At 34.7% G+C, this 23,114-nt stretch carries 13 protein-coding genes; 12 read left to right on the top strand and 1 reads right to left on the bottom strand.

Annotated features, from left to right (window positions below):
- The first annotated feature begins 50 nt into the window (after positions 1–50).
- The 8 genes from EZV73_RS19665 to EZV73_RS19630 all read left to right on the top strand — a co-directional run bounded on the left by EZV73_RS19665 (position 51) and on the right by EZV73_RS19630 (position 12,751).
- Complete coding sequence (locus EZV73_RS19665) at positions 51–695, top strand: GntR family transcriptional regulator (protein ID WP_240842122.1); 645 nt, start codon at positions 51–53, stop codon at positions 693–695.
- Positions 696–707: 12 nt separating this feature from the next.
- Entirely contained in the window at positions 708–1,883 is a 1,176-nt protein-coding gene (locus EZV73_RS19660) for a PLP-dependent aminotransferase family protein (protein ID WP_240842121.1), read from the top strand.
- Between the two features lie 135 nt (positions 1,884–2,018).
- Complete coding sequence (locus EZV73_RS19655; RefSeq protein WP_240842120.1) at positions 2,019–3,956, top strand: hypothetical protein; 1,938 nt, start codon at positions 2,019–2,021, stop codon at positions 3,954–3,956.
- A 31-nt stretch (positions 3,957–3,987) separates the two neighbouring features.
- Positions 3,988–4,578, top strand: a complete 591-nt coding sequence (locus EZV73_RS19650) for an exonuclease domain-containing protein (protein ID WP_240842119.1) — start codon at positions 3,988–3,990, stop codon at positions 4,576–4,578.
- Between the two features lie 45 nt (positions 4,579–4,623).
- Positions 4,624–5,331: a hypothetical protein gene (locus tag EZV73_RS19645; protein WP_240842118.1), complete on the top strand. Its 708-nt coding sequence runs from the start codon at positions 4,624–4,626 to the stop codon at positions 5,329–5,331.
- 33 nt (positions 5,332–5,364) lie between these two features.
- Positions 5,365–11,397 (top strand): VWA domain-containing protein, encoded by a 6,033-nt coding sequence (locus EZV73_RS19640; RefSeq protein WP_240842117.1) that lies wholly within the window; start codon positions 5,365–5,367, stop codon positions 11,395–11,397.
- A gap of 46 nt (positions 11,398–11,443) precedes the next feature.
- The gene (locus tag EZV73_RS19635) at positions 11,444–12,022 is read left to right on the top strand and encodes a diguanylate cyclase (protein WP_240842116.1); all 579 of its coding nucleotides are present in this window, start codon (positions 11,444–11,446) and stop codon (positions 12,020–12,022) included.
- A 30-nt stretch (positions 12,023–12,052) separates the two neighbouring features.
- Complete coding sequence (locus EZV73_RS19630; RefSeq protein ID WP_240842115.1) at positions 12,053–12,751, top strand: deoxynucleoside kinase; 699 nt, start codon at positions 12,053–12,055, stop codon at positions 12,749–12,751.
- On the opposite strand, the gene EZV73_RS19625 is transcribed toward EZV73_RS19630, so the two are convergent.
- Entirely contained in the window at positions 12,737–13,546 is an 810-nt protein-coding gene (locus EZV73_RS19625; RefSeq protein WP_240842114.1) for a response regulator, read from the bottom strand. The genes EZV73_RS19630 and EZV73_RS19625 overlap by 15 nt on opposite strands.
- Before the next feature lie 53 nt (positions 13,547–13,599).
- On the opposite strand from EZV73_RS19625, the gene EZV73_RS19620 reads away from it, so the two are divergent.
- From EZV73_RS19620 to EZV73_RS19605, 4 genes are all read left to right on the top strand, one after another.
- On the top strand, positions 13,600–15,111 hold the full coding sequence (locus EZV73_RS19620) for an S-layer homology domain-containing protein (RefSeq protein WP_240842113.1): 1,512 nt from the start codon (positions 13,600–13,602) through the stop codon (positions 15,109–15,111).
- 569 nt (positions 15,112–15,680) lie between these two features.
- A complete protein-coding gene (locus tag EZV73_RS19615) occupies positions 15,681–16,205 on the top strand; it encodes a hypothetical protein (protein ID WP_240842112.1) in 525 nt (174 codons plus the stop codon).
- 18 nt (positions 16,206–16,223) lie between these two features.
- Positions 16,224–18,182 (top strand): flotillin family protein, encoded by a 1,959-nt coding sequence (locus EZV73_RS19610; RefSeq protein WP_240842111.1) that lies wholly within the window; start codon positions 16,224–16,226, stop codon positions 18,180–18,182.
- A gap of 1 nt (position 18,183) precedes the next feature.
- Complete coding sequence (locus EZV73_RS19605) at positions 18,184–23,067, top strand: DNA repair ATPase (protein WP_240842110.1); 4,884 nt, start codon at positions 18,184–18,186, stop codon at positions 23,065–23,067.
- The last annotated feature ends 47 nt before the right edge of the window (positions 23,068–23,114 follow it).

The raw sequence follows: 23,114 nt of genomic DNA, 5'->3' as shown, positions 1-23,114 counted from the left end.
TATCCCATTTGTTTTAAGCTATAATATAAAAAAGACAAAAGGATGGCCACATGAATTTACCAGCAAATATAAGTATATATAAAGAATTAGAACGTCGTATCATTGAGATGGAGTACAGGCCTGGAGATGCCATAAATGAAAAAGAACTCATCAAGGAGTTCAATGTCTCTAGAACGCCTGTCAGGGAAGCCATACTCAAATTGCAACAGAAAGGTCTACTGGATCTAAGGCCGCGTGTAGGTACTTTTGTAACTCAGTTGGATTTAGAATCTGTTAAACATGCATACGAGGTAAAAATGAACCTAGAGGCTTTCGCTGCCGAACTGGCTGCAACAAGAGCTACAACAGCACAAGTTGATGAACTCTTTGAAATCATCGATAAATTTAATCACTATGATATTGTAGATGACTACAAGGACTGCATCAAAGCTGACCAAAGGTTTCACAGGATTGTTAGGGAAGCTTCTAACAATCCAATTCTAATAGACACCTTAGAAGAACTCAATATTAAAACAGCACGTTTTCTTCAATTCATAAAATATGTTATAGAAGACGTCAACTGGTTTAAAGAGTCCTTGACCGTTATGGCTCACTGTATCAAGAACCATGACAAGGAAGGTGCAAGAAAACACACAGAAGATCACACTAGGGAATTCTTAGAACAAATGTCGAGGAGATTTTTCACAAGAATATAAGGGGGAAAGTGTATGAAATTTTCGAAACGTATGGAAAACATGAAGGCTTCTGAAATAAGAGAGATTTTAAAGCTGACGCAACAGCCAGAAATCATTTCTTTTGCAGGTGGCTTACCAGCACCAGAACTATTTCCTGTAGAACACATGGAAATCGTATCACAGAAGGTGATTCAAAACTTAGGTAGAGAAGCGCTTCAATATTCTACGACTGAAGGTTACAATCCACTAAGAGAACATATAGCCAAACGTATGGGGAAAATGAACATTAAGGCATCTTTTGAAGATATTTTAATTACGAGTGGTTCTCAGCAAGGTCTAGATTTTTCTGGAAAAGTATTTTTAGATCCTGACGACATTGTTATATGTGAAAGTCCTTCTTATTTAGGTGCTATCAATGCATTTAAAGCTTATGAATGTCAGTTCAGAGAAGTTGCCACTGACAAGGATGGTATGATTCTTGAAGACTTAGAGAAGACCATCAATGACAATGAAAATGTAAAGTTTATTTATGTTATTCCTGATTTTCAAAATCCTTCTGGCAAGACTTGGTCTTTAGAGAGAAGAAAAGGTCTTCTTGAAATAGCTAAGAAATACGACCTAGTTATTGTGGAGGACAATCCTTATGGTGAACTAAGATATGAGGGCCAACACTTACCAGCACTTAAGTCTATGGATGATGACGGTAGAGTTGTATTTTTAGGTACATTCTCTAAAACATTCGCGCCAGGTTTAAGAATTGGTTGGGTTTGTGCTGATCATGAACTTTTAAACAAGTATATTATGGTTAAACAAGGTTCAGATCTACAGACTTCATCTATGAGTCAAAGAGAATTATCTGTTTATCTAGATGATTACTCATTAGATGATCATATCGATAAAATTATTTCAGTTTACAAAAAACGTCGTAACCTGATGTTAGACACAATGAAAGAGTCATTCCCTCAAGAGGCTAAATATATTATACCTGAAGGTGGACTTTTCATATGGGTAGAACTACCTGAAACAATCGACACTAAAGAGTTGATGGTTAAGGCGGTAGAGGAGAAGGTTGCCTTTGTACCTGGTGGATCATTCTTCCCAAATTCAGACACAAGAAATACAATGAGACTGAACTTCTCTAATATGAATGAAGAAAATATCGTTATTGGTATCAAGAGATTAGGTCAGTTGTTGCAAAATGAACTTTAATCAAAGATTCTTCGGAGTCTTTTTTTCGTCTATATGAAAAAGTCACTGTATTTTCTTTAAAGACTCTCTAATGAGTCATTTCTTTTATGATAAATTAATGGTAAAATAAATCTATCAGAAGAAAAAGGGGTAAAAATGAAGAAGAATTTTAAAAACAAGACAATCAACTACACGCATAAAGGATATGCCCTGTATGATAATGATTTGTCAACTAAGTACTTTATTGAAAGTTTAGAAGAGGTTATCAGCCTTCATGATGCTTTTAAGATGGTCTTAAAAGATAACAAGTTGGTAGAAGGTGATACCAAGTACACATTCGAAGAGATTCATACATTAGACCAAATGGGTTTAAAGGATGCCTTAGGTGGCTTAAAAGAGAAGGCTATGAAATCAGCAGCCGAGTTCAAGTTGATTTATTTTCACGGTAATTTAAGAGGATTTTATTACAGATTCAATGGATTTATTTTTGATGAGAGATCAGTAAAGAATGTTTTAAAGGCAATCGAAAAACAGTACTTCAAAGGCAAGTACAAGCAAACAAGTACATCTTACTCAAAGTGGCTAGAATCAAACCATAAGTCATTTAAACCAGCATTTATGTCAGGTCAATATACAAGCTTTAAAAAGCTTTTAACACTTGATGAAAATCTAACAAAACGTGTACGCCAGCATTTAAAGGAAAATGACTTAACCCTGATGCAGTTTATGACTGGTGTTGTTGGCGTTTATTACAAGGCAGCTAGAAGAAAAGATCTTCAGTTTGAGACAAACTATTTTAATGAAGAAATGGCCTTAGTGGGTAACACTAAGGGTAAAAAATCGTATCAGCTAAAGAAAAACCCTAATGTCTTAGTGAATAAGTTCATTAAGAATGATTGGGTAGAAAAAGATCAATATGCTTCAGTAGTGATTGATATGTACGATGATTTCAAAGACTTGAAAGGATCCATCAATCCTATGACGTCTACAGACGTACCATATGAGATAGGTTTCTTTATTAAGGAAAATGACTGGGACATTCATTTAGACATTGTATGTCAAAAGTTCAAGTTTAAAAATGATGAGTTATTCTTAATGTTAACCAAGTTAAGAACAATTATTTATGATACTCTTGAAAATGATACCAAGGTCTCTGACCTAAACTTATTAACTAAACAGGAGTTAGATGTAGCGCTTAGTCATATACAACCAAAACTTAACAAAGGTGATACTTCTGTATACAAGCTCTTTAAGTTGGCTAGTAAGAATCATTCTTCTAGAATCGCCTTTAAAGGCTCTAAGAGTTTGACTTTTGAAAAGTTAGATGCTTTGGTTGAAAAGTTTAAGAAGTCTTTTGATAAGAAAGCCAAGGGTCAGCTTGTAAACATTCAGTCTTTAAGTGATTTTGAACAAGTAGCAGCTTTTATCGCTTTATCAGCGAGTCAATCAACTTATGGCCAGACTGGCCTTGACGTTAAAAAAGGTTTATTTGGTTATAAGCTATCTGGTAGTAAAGTGGATTCTAAAGGTTTATACAACGTTGAAGATGACTTTATTTCAGATCAAGGTTATTGCCACTATTGTCATTATATGAAGCAGTATTTACATTTAACAGAAAATGACCAGGCTTCATTAAATGACTTAATCGAATTTGGTATGCCTGTACTATTAGCTGGTGGTGCGATTACAAATGCAGGTGACCATACAATTGCTTATATCTCTGCAGATAAGTTAGAAAAATCAGAGACGCTTAAACATGTGTTTACTGACAAGAAAGTTATCAGAGAAAAATATAACTTTAAACTTCACTATGGTATTAAGGCAAAAGGGACAGTACCTTATGCATTTGTAGGTCCTTTCAAACATGGTAAGCTTGCTGGTGTAAGACCAGTTGATGGTTTGGCATTTGTCTTACTTAATAAGCAAAACCAATTAACACAAGCTTTTGAAAAAGGTAAAGTTTATGTATTTGGACCGAGTGTATCACTTGCTAGTGACATAGGTTTACTAGATTTAGAAGGTCATCAATTAAAGGATGTTAAGAAACTGAGTCTATTGGCTTCATGGTCATTAGATGGATCAGTAAGATTTTAAGCCAACTTAGTTGGCTTTTCTTGAGGAAATTATGAGATATACAGTAATAGATTTTGAAACAGCTAATAGTAAAAGATCATCTGCATGTGCTTTGGGTATTGCAGTTGTAGAAGACAATCGTGTAGTGGAATCATTCGCTTATTTAATTAAGCCTAAAGATATGTATTTTGCAAGTATGAATATAGGAATTCATGGTATTTATCCTGAAGACGTAGAAAATCAACCAGAGTTTGATGTTCTATATGAAAATGTTTTTAAGAAGTACATAGAAAATCAGTTGGTACTAGCCCATAATGCATCTTTTGATTTCAGTGTTTTAAGAGCCTGTCTAACAGAGTATGGCATTGATTTTCCAACGTGTGATTACTTGTGTACAGTCAAAGTCGCTCAAAAGATGTGGCCAAACTTAGCCAGACACTCTTTAGATGTAGTATCTAAATATCTAGGATATGATTTTAAGCACCATGATGCTTATGATGATGCGTGTGCTTGTGCCAATATTATGATCCAAACTTCTAGTGCTTTAAGATCGGATCCCTATGAAGTTGCAGAACATTTTAACATAAAAGTTGGTAAACTTTTTAAAAATGGGTATAAAGCATGTAGTAGCAAAAGGTTTTAATATTGAAAATTTAAGCGTATAATTATATTAGATAGGGAGGTAGAAATGAAAGCATTTAAGAAAATAGTTAAGATACTGGCACTTATAGGTATGGTTGCTGGTACAGTAAAAGTAATTATGAAAGTTCTGAATCTAAGTAAACGTATGAATGATTATAATGAGAAGGCAGTCTTCGCGGGTAAGAAAGTCACTTATAACGAAGAGCCTTTTGAAAAGGATTCCGTTGCCAGCTTGTTCTCAGGTATGGACTTAGACTTTAAAGAATCAAAAATGAAGAATGCCATTTCACAGTTGGATATCCTGGGTAGATTTTCGGGTATTTCTGTTAAAGTTCCTAAACACTGGCATGTAGAGATGGATGGTACTGCTGTTCAGTCTGGTATTTCTAAAAGATTCAAGGACAACAGTGAAGATGAAGAAGCACCAGTACTTCAAATTAATTATGACCTTAAATACTCTGGCTTAGACGTTGCCAATCCAAAAGAGCCTGAAATGCTTGAGGATGCAGATGAAGAAGTAGATGAACTTGAAGTTGAAGACATTGTTGAAGAAGAAGTTATTGAAGAGGTAGTTGAAGAAGTAGAAGAAGTTGAAGACCAACCTGTTCAAGAAATGTCAGAAGAGACGAAGAAGGTTATTGAGGAATTTGAACAAACATTTGAAAAAGAAGAAATTGAAGAAATATTCTCAGATAATGTAGAAGAAGAAATTGAAGAACCTAATGATGTAGAAGACGAAGAAGACACTTTATAGTGTCTTTTTGTGTATTTGAATTGGGGTGTTGTAATGAAAAAGTTGGTATTATTAATCTTGTTACTTTTGGTTTCATGTTCTAATGAAGTTGAAAATAAGGCTACAGAGCCTGTTAATATCAATCAAGAAGAGGCGCAAGTGGAAGTTGAAACTGAAGAAGTTACCTTGCAGCCATTTGAGGTTCAGGTCATTGAAAAGAAATGGGTGTTTTTAGATCAAGACGATTCAGACTGGTCAATTGATAAACCCTATTTTAATCCTTTAAACATGGCGTCTAATTATAAGCGTATAGACTTCAGTCCACAAACTGAAACTTATTATTCTTATATAGATGATTTTGCTGTAAGACAATCTGACTTTTGGTATGGCGATCAATACACTCTAGAAGTAGCCTTTAAAGATGACTTTACAGAAGATGAAAACAAGCGTTTTATGTACGATATTGAAGACTACATCAAATCTTTAAATGGTCATATCCTTGGTAGAGATGGTGATTCCTTGGCATTTGTAACTTTAGAAGGATCTCAGCATTGGTATGGCACCATTGAAGAAATAGACAAGGCTTTTCTTATTAGTTTATGTAAAGAAAACTTTATGCCTAATGATGAGTTAGTTGTTATAAAGACATCAGATTATGAAGAAAATCGAGCTAAGTTTACCTCATATAACACTGGAGATCTTTTTCAAACATTGATACTTGAAAAGACCGGTGGTGAAATTTATCTAAATGTCTATATGGATCATCTTTATGGTGATTATAAGCGTTCTTTTGTATTGTCACGAGATTATTATGAAAATTATGGTGAGACATTTTATATCAACGGTTTACCTTCTGAAGAAGGGCCTTTTGAATGGGTCCTTGAATGGTCTGACGAAACAGAGGAAATATCCTTGTTTTTAGAAACCAATGGACATGTTGAAAAAATAAAACACGGTGAAGCTTTAGGTGCCATTAAAGTATCTGCAGAGTATGTGGGTGCAGTACATGCACTACCAACAGGTGGCAAGCACCTTCTTGTTGACCATCCACATTTCAATTATGAAACAAGCAGTCTTGATAAAACACCTGATGGCGACCACATTATTTTTCTACCATCAGGTTATTGGGATGTCGTAATAGAGCCTAAAAACAAGGAACTAGTTGAGTCTTTTAAATCCAAGATGATTCCAGTCAACAGTGGGCAGTTAACAGAAATTATTGTACCTAACTCTATTTCTCAAGCGCTTAAGTTCTCAAATACTGGGGTCAAAAATGGCCTTTCCATTGGCCAAATTAAAGAGTCCAATCAGGAGGTTTCGCTTAGATTTACTTTGCTTGATGATGAAACTCAAGATGTGCTTGCAAACAAAGACAATACAATCCTACATGAAGGTGGTCAGCAGGCTGAGATATTAGAAATTCAACCTGTGACCATGCCATTAGATTTGGTTTTACTGCTGGATTCATCAGGCTCTATGAAAGGTCAGTTAGAAGCGACACAAGAAGCCGCTAAAGATTTTATTACTAAGTTGCCAGATGATAGTAAAATTGTCATCGTTGATTTTGATACAAGTGTTAAGCTTTTAGAAGGCCAGACAAAGGCCCAAGCCTTGAACAATATAGATAAGTTGCAGGTCGGTGGTGCCACTGCCTTATACGACGCCATTTTAGTAGGCAATCAGTATTTAGAAAATAAATCGAGACCATCATTAATTGTATTTACAGATGGTCAGGACGCCAATCTAAACGATACTGGCCCGGGTTCTCAGATTACTTATGAAGAAATGGTAGAAAATTTATCGTCTAATATTCCTATCTATACCATTGGTTTTGGCTCTAACCACGACAAAGACACACTAGAAAACATCTCAAAGAACAACAATGGTGAGTACTTTTCAGCATCAGATCAAGAGGCCTTGTCCTTTATCTTTAATGCTATAAGTAGCAAATTGACTAACACCTATGATCTTGTTTACAAACGACCTAAAGTAATGGGAAAATCAGATTTTCCTGTCATTTCAATAGTCGTAGACACATCTGGTTCAATGTCTGATGGCTATGAGGATTCAGGTGAGTATGGTGACAGATTGATAAAAGTAAAAAACTTATTACATGAGTTTGTGACCAAACTGCCACAGGATGTATCTCTACAATTGTCCGAATTTAACGACCGTACAAGTATTGTTCAGTTGAACACATTGGATAAAAGAAATATTTTAAAAGCCATAGCGGAACTAGAAGCGGGTGGCTATACGGATATAGAAGGGTCTATTCAGGTTGCCTATGAAACATTGAATGAAATACCATCAAGTAAGAAGGTCCTGCTCTATATAACAGATGCTGCGCTGGGGACTAGAGATGCTGATGAAATCATGTTGGATTACTTGTCTGAAATCAAGGACTCAGACATCCATGTCTTGTGGATTGGTATGGGGATATCAGAGGATGAAGTCATTGATTTTTCAATGGCGGCAGATATTTCAGGCGGTGACTATATCATTTCTACTGATGTAAGTGCGCTCAGAGACAAGGTAGATAATTTATTAGAAAGCATTTTATCAACAGATGATTCCATGCAGACAGCCATAAGCTTGACTGTTGAAAAAGAAAATTCCCTTGGTTCTAGGGAAGCATATTCTACTAGCAGACTAGTAGAACTATCTCCTAATGAGATAGGCGAGCTTGCATCATTAGATGCTGTTTCATTTGAAATAACAGACATGGTCAGTCCCTATGATATAAAATCTTCTCAACTATTAACAGGTCATATGCTTCATGGTGAAGAGGTTTTAATAACATCACGACAAAAGACTGATAAAAAAGCTTCTAATGAGACTTGTCAAATTCAGGTCAATGAAATATTTACCCTTGATAAGCTAGCAGGTGTAGATGCACCATATGGCTATCAATATCTTGCACTTGATGTAAGACTTAAAAACATTATGGAAGCTAGAGAAGTTGTGGTTTACCCAGATGGTTCAGCCCATCCAGCCTCTTGGATAGGCGGTCAAGCCAAGGGACAAACTGTCAAGAAAAAAATTGACTACATGATACCCAATTTCGTGAACCACTTATACTTAAGTTTTAATTCTAACCAGGTGCCTGCAAGTACAGTAACTTGGGTTTCAGAAAAGCCTTTGATTAATCCAGGTCAATACGACTTGACCATAAAACCAGATGAGATTCAAGAAGGTATTTTGATCTTTCTAGTACCAAAGGCTAACACATCTCAATTGTCACTTCATCTCTATGATACAAATTATGGCCATATCAATTTACAGATAACAGGCCTAATGGAAAATACATTAGAGCTTGAAGACTTGCCTATTAAGGCCAGTGAAAACCTGTCAGACACCTTTGGACTTAGTATCAATAGAGTATCAAGTCTTGATGGTTTTAAAGATTATGAGCTAGATGAAAATACACACTTGCTAACAGTAGACGCTTCATTTACATCTAATATGCAAGCTTTACTTGATATTGATCCCTTAGAAAGACTCAAGCTTGAATTGCCGAGTGACAATGGGTCATATTATCTAGATATCAGCCCACTGACTGTAGAAGTACCTGGGGGCTTTATAAAAGAAACACGCCTTGCACCAGGTGCCATGAATCGCGTGAAATGGTTATTTGAGTTGCCTGAGGCTTTAGCTCAGAATGAGATGAAAATCTTCATAGACTTAAAAGATCAAGATAAACTAGTGGGCGTTCAAGAAGGGACGCGACATAACAATCAACTTATTAAACGCTATTCATTTGATTATTACGATATCGATATCAACGATTTCATTCTTGATGAATCTTTTATAGATATCTCTTCTAAGTATGCTCTTTTAGATATAACTGTTCATGAAAAGAAAGATGGTTTCTCTACAAGTGGCGTCACAGATCTTTTTGTATTAAAAACAGATGAAGGTGATGATGATGAGGTTGGTCTGGGTAATTTCGCCACATCTTCTAATGAAATCTATCCAGGAGATGATTACAACGACTTTCTATTAGAAATTCATGAGGAAGATATCTTTTATGATGGTCAGTCAAGAAGAGGTTATATCATCTTTCCAATCTATGACCAAAGGTCATGGTATCTAGAATTTGAAGGTGACAGGATTGAACCTCAAGTGGGAAGTATAGATGACGGCCTCTTTGCAAGAAAGTTTGATTATGAAGAAGATGACTATTATATGGCCATGATGAATGAGGTAATTTCTAGGGTTGTTGAAGAATATGAAAGAATGAATCTTGATGAATCAAACTCTGGAGTAAATTACAGTATTGATCTTAGTTACGATGAAATAGCGCCACCATCAATAAGCATATATGGTGAAAAGATCAAATCTGACATTGATTCCATAGAAGCAATGATAGAACTTTTTAAATCATACACCTGTGTACCATCAGACTATTTTTATGATGGATTTTCAAATATTAAATCTACTGAAGCCTTCTTGATGGAAGGTTATGGCTGTCCCGGTGATTTTGGTAATGCTGCTAAAGAGATTTTATCAAGTCTTGGATATACGCTAAAACTACATGAATTAAAACTTACCGAAAGAGGCAAAAGTCAACTCAAGAATATGTATGGCTTTGATGTTAAATACGACATTGTTCCGGGTATTTCCTTTGAAAATAAGGGTCAAAATCGCATGCTGATCATGCCATTTATGGTTTTTGCAGACGAATATTCAGATCTTGCAGAGATCACTGGTCCTGCAACTAAGGAGTTTGAAGAAAATGGACTCCTAATAGAAGTCGAGTTAGAAGGCATATATACAGAAAAAGGCTTAAGTCAGCAAATGGGTGATATAAGTGATGCACTCGCTGGAGAAGAAAGTGATGATCATGTGATTCAATCCATCTTTTATGACAAAGTTGATCTAAGTGCCCTTAGTCAAGATTGCATTGAAATCCTTATAGGTTCATCTGGACAAAGTGCCAATGTATTTGTATCTAGTATTGAAGGAGAACTAAAGGGGGATAACTTCAACCCAAACCACTATGACATAAAACGCTACTATATTCATTATTACATGATTGATGGAACAAAAGTGACTCAAACGATAGAATTAGAAGACATACCATTTAATCAAATTTTGGTGACAACTTCCATTAATCAGCCGAATCTCTCATTAGAGGCAGGTAAGTATTTAAAAGATAGATCTTTGGAGCTTTATACAAGGACTCAGAAACCAGATCCACTTACAACACTCAAGTGGTTGAGTAGAAAACACATTAATGATTTGATTTATCATCAATCGAGACTAGAAGATGACTTATCTGAGAATCTAGAGGTCTCTTCATACAGAAGTAATCAAACGAGAATCATCAGCCTAACCCATAAGTTTGATGGTAATCAACTGATATCCAATATGGATATATTGCAACCTTTTACGGATGTTTATGGTGAAAGCTCAAAAGCTCAGTCTTTTACGACTATGCTTGGACTCATGATTTCTGATATGGAAGAATCCATTTTAGGATCTGGTATTGAAAGTATATGGAGTAAGTTATCAGATGATGCTGCTTTGGTCTTCCTAAACTACAACGATTCCAAAGAAGACTTTTTAGCTAGGCTTGACATGGAAGAACATTTAAAAAACTATCTACTAGAACTAGACAAATATATTCTAATTCCAGACAAGCCTGCTCTAATAGATGGTAAAAAAAGATGGGCTTGGCTGGAGTTTGACGATGATTACAAGGTAATTTCTGTTTTAGATGACTACACACATGGCAGTGCTGAGTCTGCTATTATCGATGCTGTAAAAAACAGTGCTCAATACGCCTTAGGTGCTTTTAAAGGCGTTGAAACTTCCATGTGGTCAGTGGCAGCATTTTCATTAGAAGAATCTGATTATGCTGTCATTCTGAAAAATGCAAAATCATTTGCACTTGGTATATCCAAGAAATTTGGCTACAGTAAAGCTGGCGTAGGTGGTTCAGTTGGAGGAACCATTTCTGCATCACAATCACTAGGTCCTGTAAAAGTCACTTTTAACGGTAAGCCAGATATTTCCCAAAACAGCTTAGGATATACTGAAGGTTTTGTAGAAGGTGTAAAAATTTATTTTGATTCTGCTAAATAATTGTTTATGGACTAGTTACAGGGGTATACGTTCTTACGGTGATTATATGAAGAAAAAAAATAAATTAGAATTAGAAATTGAAAGATTAAACAAAGAAGTTGCCTTGTTAAAGAGGATGAACATGAAAAAGGAATACCTTATACAGAACCTTGAACATCGTTTGTCCCTTAACAAAACAACAGATCTACTGACTGAGGCTTATACCAAGCAGCATTTAGTTAAGAAGTATAGAGAAGCCATCAATATGAAAAAACGTTGGCATTTCGATATCTCCCTGTGTCTTTTTGATATCAGGTTTATGTCTAGTGTGAATGAAACCTATGGTGCAGATTTTGGTGATTCTTTAATTAAGTCCTTTAGTAAACTCAGCAAACACCTGATCAGAGATGAACTGGATTCTTTTTTTAGAATAGAAGGTGATAAGTTCTTTTTAATACTTGTTGATTGCAATCATGAAAACGGTCAAAAAATATGCAAGCGTATAGAAAATGAGTTTTACCATGCAACGGATGGTCATAAACTGAGCTATGAAGTCTTTGAAGTGTCAGATTTGTATGACAATTCCATAGATGATTATTTAAAAATGATGCTCAAAAAGATACAATATAAGAAAAGAATTAACTGAAGTGTAAACTTCAGTTTTTTTGGAGGTAGAATGTACATATCTAGTATAAAAGAAAATTATGCAAATAAGGTCAATGAGGCAATTATCATAGATGGTATCATTGGTGCTGGTAAGACGACGGTTGGCAGACTCTTAAGTGATCATTATAAGCTGCCATTCTTTGAAGAAATCAAAGATGAAAGTCAGGCCTCACTGGTACAAAGAATGCTTGATCGTTTTTATGATAATCCTAAAAGATGGTCCTTTGCCACTCAAGTAATGTTTTTAACCCAGCGCTTTAAAGACATCAAACATATCCAAGCAAATGACCTCAAGGGCATACTTGATAGGTCTATTTATGGTGATGAGATCTTTTCGCGTACTGTTTTGAAAAGAAAGCAGATGACCCTAGATGAGTTTCAAGTTTATCAAGATCTTCTAAAAAATATGTTGCAGGTAACCTTTAGGCCAAAATTATTGATTTACCTTGATGTCAGTGTCGATACTGCCATGGACCGTATAAGAAAAAGAAACCGTTCTACGGAAGCCCAGATGATTCCTAGAGATTATATGGAAGACTTAAAGGAAGCTTATGACAAGTGGTTTGAAACATACGACCTCAGTCCAAAGCTCAAGATTGATTTTAATCATGACTGTATTTCAGAGGATAACTGGCACGATTGTTCTCAAGATGAACTTATTGCACTTATTGATGGCCACTACAAAAAAACAACTCTAACGAGTTGTTAATGTAGATTTTTCAATTTTTCGTCTCACAATTTTTAAGATATCCTCAACTGTTAAACCTTCTTCAGGGAAGGTTACATAGGTATTTCTAAGTTCACACTTACCTAAATGGATATTTTGGCTCTTAAATGCTGCGAACATATATTGTAATTTTTCATCTACCAGTTCAATCATATCCTTATCACAAAATGGAAAGAAACTTAACATGTGATTGAATCCGTAAATAACAATAGAGTCAGTGTCCCAATAGTTAGCTGAAAAGAAATTGGCAACCTTTGATGTATCTTCTTTTTCAACGTGTGAGCCAGACTCGTTTACAATTGATGAAAAAGCAACCGTCAACTTGTAACCGCCCTTGTTGGCCTTTATGAGTTCACCAGATATGTACTTATTAAGATTTAAGATCAAATGCGTCGGTATCAGATCAGATGCTTTTTTCGACAAGTGTTGGTCTATTCTCGCTGAAATCTCATCGTCAGAGATACTTTGAATGATATAATCAGATGCACCAACTTTGATAGAATCAAGAAATGCTTTTCTACTAGAATCTGAAGTAAAGATTATCAGCTTGGTATTTGGGTAATGTTTTAAATAAGATGCAATCATTTCAATTTCTTGATTATTAGAAAAATCAAGCTCTGCTATGATCATATCTACTTGGACCAAATCAAGACTTAAAAAGTGTTCTAGTTCTAAGTAATTCAAGGCAGCATAGACTTTACACGGTAACTTTTCTAAGATACCAGTAATGCGCTGCATCATAAATGTTTTTTGTTCAAATACAATGATATGTTGCATAAGGCCTCCTTTAAAACATTATATCATTAAACTTTTCAATAAAAGGGGTATCTATGAAAAAACTTTTGATAATTCTAATTTTTATATTTGCAACACCTGTCTTTGCAGAAGACACCTTTGTAGATGTAGAGTCAGGTGACTGGTTTTATGATTATGTTCAAATACTCGTGGATGAAGATGTAACATCTGGCTATGAGGATATGACCTATAGACCCTATAAAACCATATCAGTAGAAGAGTTTGTAACCTTAACCCTCAAGGCTATGGGAGAAGATCAAGCAGAAGTTGAAACAACGCATTGGTCTGATGGTTATATTGCGAAAGCCATCAGTTTAAATATCATTGCAGAAGTAGAATACAATTCCTATACACGACCTGTAACCAGAGGGGAAATGGGCAGAATTGTTTTAAGGGCTACAGGTGTAGAGGTGCCTGATAACTTTATGGACTATGCCCACGCCATCAATGACTTGGACACCATGACACCATATTGGCAAAACATTGCCATTAGAATATATTCAACAGGCATCATTAGTGGCTATCCAGATGGATCTTTTGGTCTTAACAATGAAGCAAATAGAGCTGAAGCTGCTGTTATTCTTTCAAAAGTTATAAAACCTGATTTAAGAGATCAGCCAGACAACGAATGGAGTCTCTACCAAAAGAGAGTGTCTGAAATTAAGGCTGAATGGGCCAATAGAATGCCTATCCAAAGTGATGTTTTCTTGGAAATTCCGTCTTTACAAGTCCCTTATGAAGCTGGTGCACTCAACCAAAACTACTTAACAGATGGCCTGAATATGATGAAGTTTGTCCGTTACATTGGTGGTGTTTCACCGGATGTTTATCTATCTGATACAGCCAATGAATACGCCCAAAACGGTGCCTTGTTAATTGCAACAAGTGAGTTTTCTCATACGCCCAGTAAGCCTGAAGGGATGACTGAAGATATGTACCAAAAGGGTTATAATGGTACATCTACAGGCAACTTGGCAGCAGGTGTAGAAGGCATTGCGGATGCCATCAAACGTTTGATGGATGATGAAGATCCAAGTAATATAGCAGCCCTTGGTCACAGAAGGTGGCAACTACTTCCCGGTCTAAAAGAGTTCGGTATTGGCTATGTTGAAAAAGATGATCTCTACAGGTATTATACAGTTGTAAAAGTTTTTAAAGGCATGGAGATAGAATCTAGAGACTTTGATATGGTACTTTGGCCAAATAAAGAAGCCTTTCCTATAGAGTTTTTTGGAAATGAAATACCATGGTCCGTTTCATTAAATCCAGGTATTTATGACGCATCTGAGATTTCAGACATTACAGTATCCATAATAGATGAAACAGGCAATACTCGCGTTCTTAACAGCAACAACAAAGATCTTCAAGGTGATTATTTTAACGTAAGCACAGCTGGATACGGTGTCCCATTTTGTATTGTCTTTCGACCAGATGATTATGAGTATGAGTTAGATAAAAAATATACCATCCAAATAGACAATATATATCTACTAGATGGTACAAAAACATCTATAATGTACGAAACACGTTTCTTTGATTTGTATTAGCAAGTATAGTTAATCTCAGCAAATTAAGGTGTGTTGAGATAAGCAAAACTATGTGACATAGATTTAACTCTATCTACATAGTTTATTCTATGCTAAATAAGCCGTTATTTCCAAATATTATATTAGCTCTTGATGAATACTAACTTGGTTTGTAAGTATGCTTTTTCTTAGGTTTCTTTGTTTTTTCTTCTTGCTCAGCGTTTGTTACTGAGACCGTGTTTTGTTCAAAAGTTGTCGCATAGATATTCTGTATTATCAAAACATTAAAATCACTGTTTAAGTCAGCCTGCTGGCTTTTTTTTTATCTAAAGACATTACTTTTAGGCAAAACATATTAACAGATAATTAACTCATATACAAAAATATGGGTTTTCAATTGTTGTTTGATATAATATTTATGTTGGAAGATTTATGTAAAGATATAATACACACAGTGTTTTATAAAAATGAAGGAGGCGGTTGAAATAGAACTTTTAAGATTTGCATTTACTGGGGTTAATATAATCCCAACTGTACTGTTTCTCATGATTCAATTGTATTGGTTAGTTGCAATTCTAGGGTTGTTTGATTTGGACTTTCTTGATTTTGATTTGGATCTAGATGGCTCAGAAGGTGTAGGACCTATAGGAGCTCTAGCTGTAATTATTAACATAGGTCAAGTGCCTGTTGCATTGGTTTTCAGTATAGTCGCTGCTAATTTCTGGATTCTTGCCATGATGACATACTTTCTTCCAATAGAAGCTGGTGGAGTAATTAGTGGTATTTTGCTGTTGCCAGAGCTAATTGTCAGCGTGTTTATTACTAAGTTTGAAATCAAGCCCTTAAGAATGGTATTTCGTGATCGTAAAGGTGAAGATGATATCGAACATAAGGTTTTGAGTCACAAATGTCGTTTAATCACAGATTTAGAATATGGTCGTTTAGGTCAAGCTGAGATTGAACAAGAGGGTGCTTCAATTGTTATCAATGTCAAAGTGATGATAAAAGAAGAGAGCTTCAAAAAAAATGAACATGCATTGGTATTTAGTAAAGATGAAAATGAAGATTTTTATCTAATAGCAAAACCGCTATTAAGTGAAGAGTATTATGATTAAGAAGATGGAGGAAAGTAAATGGGTTTTTTATCACAAGTGACTTTAATGACTGCTGGTGGAATTATTATTGTAATAATCGGCTTACTGGCATTGTTCTCAAGATTTTATCATAAGGTAGAACAATCAAAGGTAATTATTAGAAATGGTGTGGGTAATCAAGTGGTCTGCTTTAGTGGTATTTTTGTTGTGCCGATTATTCATAGATATGAAGAAATGGATATTTCAATCAAACGTGTTGAAATTGCCAGAGAAGGTAAAGATGGTTTAATCTGTAAGGATAATTTAAGAGCAGATATCAGAGTTGCATTCTTTGTAAGAGTAAATCAGACAACAGAAGATGTATTAAAGGTAGCTCAATTGTTAGGTTGTCAAAAAGCATCAGATCCTGAAACTTTAATGGCCTTCTTTGATGCTAAATTCTCAGAAGCATTAAAAACAGTTGGTAAAAAGTTTGACTTTGTTCAACTATATACGGATAGAGAGAAGTTCAAAAATGAGATCCTACAAATTATTGGTACAGACCTAAATGGTTATGTACTAGATGATGCTGCTATAGATTACTTAGAGCAAACAGATATTAAACTTCTGAATGTAGATAATATTTTGGATGCTGAAGGTATTAAAAAAATTACTGAGTTAACAGCGACTCAAAGAATTTTGGCAAATGAGATTGAAAGAGAAAAAGAAAAAACAATCAAAAAGCAAGATGTAGCTGCTAGAGAGGCTATCTTAGAATTAGATAAGCAAAAAGCCGAAGCTGAAGCGAAACAAAAAAGGGAAATTGCAATCATCAATTCAAGAGAGAATGCAGAAGCTGAAAAAGTTGCTCAAGAAGAAAGATACAAGGCTGAACTTGCAAGAGTTAAGACTGAAGAGGAGATCGGTATTGCAGAAGAAAATAAAGAAAGACAGATTATTATTGCTTCTAAATCTAAAGAGTCTACAGAAGCTGTTGAAACAGAACGTGTAGACAGAAAGAGACTTCTTGAGAAGACTGAAAAAGAAAAATTGGTTGAATTGGCAATAATTGAAAAAGAAAAGCAAGTAGAGGTAGAAAAGAAAAACATTCAAACAGTTATCAGAGAAAGAGTTACTGTTGAAAAAGATACAGTTGTTGAAGAAGAAAAAATCAAAGATACGCGTGCTTTGGCATCTGCTGATCGTACCAAAAATGTTGCTCTTATAGATGCTGAAAAAGAGGCCGAAAAAATAATTATCGATGCAGATGCCAACTTAAAATCATCTCAAAAAGAAGCAGAAGCAATTAAAGTTATTGTGGATGCAAAAATACTAGAAGATTCAGTAACTGGTATTGCTGAAGCGAAAGTAATCGAGGCTAAAGCTATGGCTGAAGCTAAAGGTGAAACAGCTAAAGTTGAAGTTAAAGAAAAAGATGGTTTGGTTATTGCTGAAAATCTGAAGAGAAAATATGTTGCTGAAGCTGAAGGTATTAAAGAAAAAGCTAATAGCATGAAGTTACTTGATAATGTTGGTAAAGAACATGAAGAGTTTAAACTTAAGCTTGATAAAGAAAAGCAAATCGACCTTGCAAAAATTAGTATTCAAAAAGATATTGCAGATGCACAAGCTTCTGTTATTCAAGAAGCACTTAAGTCAGCTAAGATTGATATCGTTGGTGGAGAAACTATGTTCTTCGATAAGATTATTGGTTCAATCGCTCAAGGTAAATCAGTTGATCGTATGGTAGATAACAGTGATGTCTTAACAGATATTAAAGAAACATTGATTACAGGTGATGCAGATTACTTCCAAAACCAGTTAAAGACGTTGGTAGGTAGATTTAACTTAACTTCTGAGGATTTAATGAATCTTTCAATTGCAGGTGCTATTGGTAAAATGATGCACACAGCAGACGGCGCAGATAAGAATATGTTAAACAAATTATTAGATACTGTGCATAAGGCAGGAGTTGCTGACATGCCAGCTAGATTAGTCAATACAGTTATTGGAGAATAACATGGATAACGGAACCTATGAAGTGATTAAGAGTCGTCTTGAGAAACAAGGACAAGACTTAAAATCTAGAGCAACACAATTAAATACAGTTAGAAAAGAAGTTTTTGGATCAATCGAGACAAAACTATTATCTAGTGAGCGGGTTCTTACTGAAAATAATTGTATCCCTAGAGATATGGCACCAGTTGATCATTGTTTTATCTTTGGTTATAACGTGCATATCGGATTAAAAAATAAAGTGGAAATACAAGATGTATTTTCAATATATCGATATGGTGATGAGGGACTTATTCAAGAATCCCTCCAACTTATTGATGATCCACAGTTCAAAAAAGACTTCCAGGATTTATACCTTTACTACAAGGCAACATTCTTTGCTAAGTTTACCATTATTGGACCTTATTTTTATATGGTTTTCCAAACGAGTGAAAATACCAATGATATTAAGGCTTTTAAATGGCATATTGATGGAGACAAGCTAACTTATGTAGATGATAGAAGTGAGCATGAGGTAAAATTTGAAATTGGCAATAACTTTGATTTTAAAAAGGCAACAAGAGATAACCAAAGAACAGGCCTTCATCCTCATGTATCTATTCTAGACAAAGTATTTGTTGAAACAATTGGTGGTGATTTAACTATCAAAGTTGAAGACAATACTGAGACTGGACGAGGTATTTATTCAGAAGATGTTGAAGATAAAGATCAGTCTTTAGATGATGCTGAAATATTCTATGCTGATTTAGGTCATTTAATAGTATTAAAGATTCTTCCATACAAGGAAAAGGATTTTAGGTATTTTGTCTATAACAACAAGCTTAAAAACGTCGTTCGAATAGACTCTATCGCCAATACGTGTAAGCTATTACCTGGTGGTCATGGTTTGATATTCCCACAAGGCTATTATTTACAGAACGGCGAATATAAATTTTTTGATGTACCTTTTGAAGATACAGTCTTTGACCAATTAAACTCTTCAATAAATGGTGAAGATTCTCAATATATCTTCTACAATATGCAGAGCGGCATTTACTTGATTTATTCATACAATGTGATAGAACAGACAATTGACATGCCAATAGTATGTAGTGGTTACTCACATTTTTCTAATGGAGAAATGATTGTCTTTAGACATGAGAATGAACCTAGAAAGACACATGCTTTACAAATATGGCAAACACCTTATGTTGGTAAAGACCATCAAAGTGAAAATGATAACAATTCAGTCTTGTATAAGATTGGTAATAAGGAAGTTGTTGATTGTATTGCTGCATGTCGAGCAGTCACTAAGATGGTTCAAAAGAATGATAGTTATCAGTCAGTTTACATGGACATTGTCAAAGAATCACAGAGTATACTTGATGCTTATTTCTGGTTAGATAAGGATGAGGCTTTTAAGATTTCGGAAGTCTTAAAAGAAATCAAAGAAACTGCAACTTTTGCAATAAGTGAGTTCGAAAAAGTAACTCGTATACAAAATGCTACTAAGAGGCAGATTGAGGATGTATCTGCAAAGACAGAAGAACTCCTAAAGAACCTACAATATGGTACCTTTGATACAGTGAATGAGTATGTAGATGTTTTAGGTGAAATTAGAAATTTAAGAGGGCAGATTGTCTCGCTTAGAGATTTGATGTATACCAATGTAGAATTCGTTGATCAACTAGATGCCCGTGTGAAAGAGAAAAATGATGTATTCTCTGTGAAATGTGTAGACTTTATCATCAGTCCAGATGGCTTAAAGCCATACGAAGTAGTAGTAGAAAGCTTACAAGAGGATATTGAACAGGTAACTAAATCTCAGGAAGGTATAGACCTTTCAGCACGTATGGATAAAACATCATTCGATTTAGAACTCTTAATGGATATAGTGGGTAACTTTAAGATCGAAGATCCAACAATAACAACAGAAATAATTGAAAAAATTTCAGCCTTGTTTTCATTGTTAAACAACGCAAAGGCAAAGTTAAAATCTAAAGTTGAAGCATTTACAAAATCTGAAATGACTGTTCAGTTTAATGCTCAAATGAAATTATTAGGACAAGCTGTTGTTAACTATTTAGAAATCTCAGATACTGAAGATAAATGTGAGTCTTACTTGAACAAGGTAATGATTCAACTCCAAGAACTTGAGGGTAAGTTTTCAGAGTTTGATGAATACCTAATTAAATTAGACGATAAAAGAGAAGAAATATACTCTGCTTTCGAATCAAGAAAACAATCGATTTTAGATAAGTTAAATAAACGATTGGTAGCATTATTCGATTCCTCAGACCGTATTATTAGTGGTATTGAAAATAGACTATTGGGTCTAGATAGTGTAGAAAAAATCAATGGCTACTTAGCAACGGATTTAATGGCTGAGAAGGTTCGAGATATTATCTCTGAACTTAGAGGATTAGGTGATTCTGTAAAAGCAGATGAGATATCTTCTAAGCTTAAATCCTTAAGAGAGAATACTTTAAGGCAGTTAAAGGACAAACAGGACCTTTACTTAAATGGTCAAGATGTTATTAAATTAGGTGATCATCATTTCTCTGTAAACAAGAAAAACATTGATTTGACTATTGTACAAAAAGATGGTGATTTACATTACCATATTACAGGTACAGATTTCTGGGACAAGATTAAACATGAGGGCTTAGAAAACTTTAAGCATGTTTATGAACAAAGTTTGCTTTCAGAAAATACACTAGTATATCGTGGAGAATACTTAGTATATAAAGTATTCCAGGCTGCAATGCTAAAAGAGATTCCAGATATTCAAGCTTTGTCATCGATGACAGACCCCATATTGTTAGAGCAAGTTAGATCATTCATGGAGTCAAGGTATCAAGAAGGTTACACCAAAGGTGTACATGATGAAGATGCAACAAAAATACTAAGTACACTTTTAAATATGCATCAAAATGTTAATCTATTGACATATAAGAACGAAGTAAGAGCAATGGCAAGGATGTATTGGAACCACTTAGCTGATGATAATAAAAAGAAAATTCTTTCATCAAGATTACAACAGTTATCTAAGATGAGCATGTTTTTTGATTCTAAGCCTAATCTTGATAATTACTTGCCTACTGTTATAGAAGATATGAGACACGCTTATGTGAACCTATCATTTTATGATCTCTCGTATCTCAATCAAGCAGCTGATTATTTATGTCAGGAATTGATGCAGGGGACTTCATTTGTCATTTCATCGGAAGCCAAACAAGTATATGATGCTTTTATTATGTACCTAAAAGATAAAGATGCATCTCATACTTTTAATCAATCAGTTAAGGACTCAAAGGATGATCTAGAAGGTTTGTTCTATCTGATTAAAGAATGGGTAGCTGCTTTTTGGGAGTATCAGTTAACAGTTGATAAGGGGATGGCTTTTGAAGCAGAAGAACTTAATGGCATACTAAATGAAGTCATCGTACTATTAATGGAAGAAGATGTTGACTTGTCAAATGTAATTCATGTTTCTACTAAAAAACTGGTTAAAGATCTTGTAGGCTCACATGGCTTAATAGATAATGGCAATTACGAGTTATCATATAATCAGTTTATGACAAAGTTAAAGCATTTTGATGATTGTACAGTAAGGGATTTTATAACTTTCCAAGATATTAAGAAAGACCTAGTTAAGACTTTTAAAAATGACTTGAGACTAGAAGATTTCCAGCCCAATGTCCTAACATCTTTTGTAAGAAATAAACTGATAGATGATGTTTATTTACCCCTTGTAGGCGATAACCTAGCTAAGCAAATGGGGGTAGTTGGAGATGATAAACGTACAGATTTAATGGGGCTACTCTTATTGGTTTCACCCCCCGGTTATGGTAAGACAACATTGATGGAATATATAGCTAGTCGTTTAGGATTTATACTGGTTAAAGTCAATGGACCTTCCTTAGGACATGAGGTAACTTCATTAGATCCTGATAAAGCAAATCATTCAAGTGCCAAAGAAGAATTAAGAAAACTTAATCTAGCTCTTAAAATGGGTAATAACATTATGTTATATATTGATGATATACAACACTGTCATCCAGAATTCTTACAAAAGTTTATCTCTTTATGTGATGGGCAAAGAAAGATCGAAGGTGTATATGATGGCAAGGGTCAGACCTATGACTTAAGAGGCAAAAAGATAGCTGTTGTTATGGCTGGTAACCCTTATACTGAAAGTGGTGAAAAGTTTAAAATACCAGATATGCTTGCCAATAGAGCTGATGTTTACAACTTAGGTGATATGCTTAGAGAAAATGAAGAAGCTTTCAAGCTATCATATATTGAAAATGCTTTAACATCTAATACAGTATTATCTAAGTTGACTAATAGAAATCCAGCAGATTTATATGGTTTGATTAAAATGGCTGAAGGTGCTGATAGAGAAGCTGTTGAATTGTCAATGAGTTATTCAGCCGATGAGCTCAATGAATATATCAGTGTACTTCAAAAGCTATCTGAAGTTAGAGATATTGTACTTAAGGTCAATATGGCTTATATCTATTCTGCTGCTCAAGCGGATGAATATCGTTCAGAACCAGCCTTTAAGTTACAGGGCTCTTACAGAAATATGAACAAAATTGCTGAAAAGGTTGTTTCTGTCATGAATGATGATGAACTCTTTGCTCAAATCTTAGCCAGTTATGAAAATGATTGTCAAACTTTAACATCGGGTGCTGAATCTAATATTCTGAAATGGAAGGAACTTGTAGGCTGTCTTTCTGAAGATGAAAGTCATAGATATGAAGAAATCAAGAAAATCTATAATAAGAACAAATTGGCAAAAGGGGATGATAAGTTAGGACAGGCCGTTGTTGTACTTAGTGATCTAACAGAAAATATAGCTATGATTAAAGATATTCTTAACAATAATAAATTGTTAAACTAATAAGAAAAGGCTAGTGTCCAATGTCAACAACTTAAGTTGAGTTGAAA

Origin of the sequence: Acidaminobacter sp. JC074 (assembly GCF_022496765.1) — a bacterium.
GTDB lineage: Bacteria > Bacillota > Clostridia > Peptostreptococcales > Acidaminobacteraceae > JABXKX01.
This window is presented reverse-complemented; position numbering and strand designations above follow the sequence as displayed.